Origin of the sequence: Acinetobacter sp. YH16031 (assembly GCF_013417335.1) — a bacterium.
Taxonomy (GTDB): domain Bacteria; phylum Pseudomonadota; class Gammaproteobacteria; order Pseudomonadales; family Moraxellaceae; genus Acinetobacter.
Window position 1 is genome coordinate 1 of the sequence record NZ_VPED01000081.1, and the last position, 3969, is coordinate 3969.

The following is a 3969-nucleotide window of genomic DNA, read 5'->3' on the forward strand; positions in this document are numbered from 1 at the left end:
CCAAACACCTCAAACACCAAACACCTCAAACACCAAACACCTCAAACACCAAACACCTCAAACACCAAACACCTCAAACACCAAACACCTCAAACACCAAACACCTCAACATCAAATACCTCAACATCAAATACCGCAATTACAGATAGCCTTTGAACTTGTATAACAACATTCGTACCGAACATTGTTATTACAAATTCAAGATGCTATTGTAATTAAGCAAGCCTACTCTGTAGCTACAATTTTCAGCCCTGCTACGCAGTTCCGAAAAGTTGTAGCACAGAAGTCTTGTTGAGGGCTTCGCCCCCAAACCCCCAAAAGCAAAAACCAAAAACCCAAAGTAGGGGAGTGGTAAAAATGGATGATGACTTAACAAGATTTAAAAAGATCAATCCGAAATCAGAAGTTAAACGTCTACGTCTGACAGTTGATGAAAAAAATCAGCTTGATGATTTTCTTGAGAAAAGAAACTTACAGTTTAGTGACTTCAACAATCGACTAATTAAAAATGCGATTAGTGCAGAATTTCATTTAGTTGAAATTGAAAACTATGTGAAACCCACATTTCCACTCAAACAAAAAAAGCATCATCGACCACCACCAAAAGTAGACCCAGCCGTATTATTCGAACTTGGTCGAGTCGGTACAAATCTGAATCAGTGTGCTAGAGCCTTGAACCTAATTAAAAATGACAAACAACAAGAGTTGGATCTCACTCAAGAATTTAGCTTTATCGAGTGTCTGCAAGTGCTTCAAGCAATCCAAGAAGATATACATAGCGTGATTGGTGAAATTAAAAAAACAACAATGTCCGATACCGCTATCGAGAATGCGAGAGTCCGAGCAGTCAAAGCCGTTGAGTTAGTGGAGGTCGAAACCGATGCACATTAAATTTACGAAACATGGGAAAGGCTGTCCACGCAAAGCGGTTGGCTATTTACTTGCTGAAAAAGATGCAAAAGGCGATTTGCGTCCTGATATTCAGACGCTCAGAGGTGATGCACAAACATTTGTTGCCATTACTGAAAGCCTAGATTTTGATTACCGCTATTCGTCAGCAGTAATCGCTTGGTCAAAACAAGACAATCCGACTGATGCACAGATTCAAGAAACATTAGATCAATTTGAAAAACATGCTTTTGCTGATTTAGACCCGACACGCTATCACATGAATGCCGTGCTACACGTAGCTCAGGATGGTTCAAAGCATGTGCATGTTTTGGTGCCGCGTGTCGATCTTGGAACAGGTAAGTCATTAAATATTGCTCCGCCCGGACACGAAAAATACTTCGATAAACTCAGAGATTATTTAAACGAAAAATACACCTGGTCCAAGCCTGACGACCTCGCCATTTTAAAAGCTGATGTACAGCTACCGCACCACACGCATTCCCAAAGATTGGCGGCCATTGAAATTAATTTTGCAGGTAAAACCAAGCCTGAAAAAAAAGAGCTTTTAAATAAAATCGTTGCCCAGCGCATTAACGCAGGCGTGATTCAAGACCGTAACGATGTTGTCCAAACGCTTGCTGAATATGGAATCATCACACGAAACGCTAAAGACACTATTTCAGTCAAATTGCACGGTGATAAGACAGCCGTGAAGCTCGCAGGGGAGTTTTATAAAGATGGATTCAATGTCACTGCTTACGCAGAAAATCGAGCTAGAGCAGAAGCAGATCAAAGCGCATCAAGAGCAAATGAAGTCGATGCAAAACGAGTTAATGAACTCTATAACAAACTTCAACGAGCAACTGAATCAAGAGCTAGATTCTTTGCAGACAAGTACCAGGTCCCGATTGAAATTTATAGACAACGAAATACAGCAGAGCTGTCAGAACTTGATCAACAACGCACAAGAGCAAAAGGAATCAGTGCAGAAGCTGACGCACAGATCAACCGAGCTATTGAATCAGGTACAAAGTTTAGTGAAACAAGCCGAAAGTTTGAATATTCAGAGCTTAGCTCAACAGCAGACACAGCAACAACAGCAGAAAATCAGTCTAATTTTGTCAGTATCATGTACAGCATTACTGCTAATCCTGATCATAATTTCATGGGTGAAGTAAATGAGCGAATTAAAGCAGTTAATCAGTCAGCAAGTCAGTTTGCTACAGAAACAGAACGAGCTACAGCAGACTTGTATCAACGAGCAGAAGAAGTACATCGAGCACTTAGAACAGCGCAACACAGCACTAATTCAGCAAATGAACCAAGTACCAAAGCTAGATATGTCGCAGTCTTTACAGACATTCGCAATGCAAGCGCAAAAACATTTGCAAGAGAAATTGCTTACTGTACTGGACAACTCGAACATCGAAAAATTAGTGCAGAGCAAGATCAATCAAGAACTAAAACCAATTCTGGACGATATACAGCTCACACAATCGCAATTAACGAAAGCACTTTCGACAGCATCATCATTGAATACAGCAACAGACAACGAAATCAACGTCAGCGAGTTAAACAACAAGCTTCAGAAGCTAGAACTTTCAGTCAACAACTTGATCGAACAACTAAACACATTGATTTAATTGCACGACAACTCAGTAATGTTGTGATTAAGCCAAAGCCCTGTACTGATTTAACTCGATATTTCAAAAACAATGGTTATCGCTCACCGACTGCGGAGCGTATTGCTGTTTGGTCAGAACGTCAGCATGAAGCATTTAAGAATCGAAATATTGAGCAAGTCGCTTACTACATCGAAACCAAATTTCAAGAACTAGGACACTATCAACACTATGAAAATGGGCTGAGTAGAGATGAAATTGATATTGTAAACAAGATGATACGCAATGATGAGCGCATTATTGATTATATGAAAAAATCAGGCTGTCATCTGAATTACGACACTCGACAAAAGCTCAATCGGACATTCTCACTTGAACGAACTTCAAACGAATATCGCTTAAATGATCTTGATAAAAAAGAAAACGAAGTTAAGCCGTTATTTCAGGCGAAGCCTGAAACAAAAGCTATTGAACGTAATAATGACAACGGATTCACAATGTAGGAGATGAAAAAATTATGAAAATAGATATTAGCGAGCACTTTGAAACATCATCAATCAGTGACGTTGCTTATGCTGCAATGCTTACTTTTTCTGAAATGGAAAATGTAGACTTGTCTTATTTACATGATGTGTGCGAACAATTAAATGCAGAAAAACATTGGCTGTTACAGCTAAATTGGTGTCATGAAAAAATGGACAATCAAAACTTTTTTACTTTGTGTAAAAGCTTGAACTATGACCCGATTGAGTTAAATCAAGCATTCAACGTGATCAAGCGTAAAAGTAGAAGATGACCCTTTATTTTTCTGCGTAGCAATGTTTTACATTGCTGTACTCGAAAAAAAAAGCATCTCTAAATCACTGTTTTTACTGCAGTATGCTTTTACTGAAAATAGTGCTACATTTTCATAGGCGAAAAAAAACAGGATTGCCGTCCTGTCTTTCTTCGGAATTTTAATTTAAATGCTTGAAAACACTAAAAATTAAACACCTGAATATGTCTTAATTTTAGCAGTGTTTGCGAGCTTTGCAAGCGGTTACTGTTATAAATGAATAAATGTGAAGCAAAAGACACTGATTTTCGGTCAATTTTTTATCAAGACCTACCGATTAAACCTTATTGTATGGACGAAAAACCAGGCTATATGCTTATTCGTCCCAAATCTATTGCGGTTAAAAAGCCCTATATTCAAGTTAATCCGCCACTTATGACGATTTACTTTGTCTTTGATGATGACAAAGAAGATTCCGCTTTATCCTGGTTTGACGCAGGTTTGCCACAGCCGTTTTGGACAACACAGAACCCAATCAACGGTCATTGCCATCACTGCTACAAGCTTGAGATACCGCTTTGTACAAGCGAGTTTGCTAGTGTGAAAGCAATCAAGTACGCACAAGCTATTTACTACGCTTTTGCACTCAAAATGGGTGCTGATCTCAGTTATTCTCATTTG

Annotated in this window: 4 protein-coding genes; all 4 read left to right on the forward strand. The window is 38.9% G+C overall.

What is annotated here, in order from left to right; translation table 11 throughout:
• The first annotated feature begins 357 nt into the window (after positions 1–357).
• Positions 358–891: a plasmid mobilization relaxosome protein MobC gene (gene mobC, locus FTV31_RS15800; RefSeq protein ID WP_180015641.1), complete on the forward strand. Its 534-nt coding sequence runs from the start codon at positions 358–360 to the stop codon at positions 889–891.
• Positions 881–3016, forward strand: a complete 2136-nt coding sequence (locus FTV31_RS15805; RefSeq protein ID WP_180015643.1) for a hypothetical protein — start codon at positions 881–883, stop codon at positions 3014–3016. The genes mobC and FTV31_RS15805 overlap by 11 nt, the downstream gene beginning before the upstream one ends.
• A 14-nt stretch (positions 3017–3030) precedes the next feature.
• A complete protein-coding gene (locus FTV31_RS15810; protein ID WP_179991719.1) occupies positions 3031–3309 on the forward strand; it encodes a hypothetical protein in 279 nt (92 codons plus the stop codon).
• Positions 3310–3564: 255 nt separating this feature from the next.
• Positions 3565–3969 (forward strand): replication initiation protein (locus FTV31_RS15815; protein ID WP_180015645.1); only part of this gene is annotated, 405 nt, incomplete at its 3' end.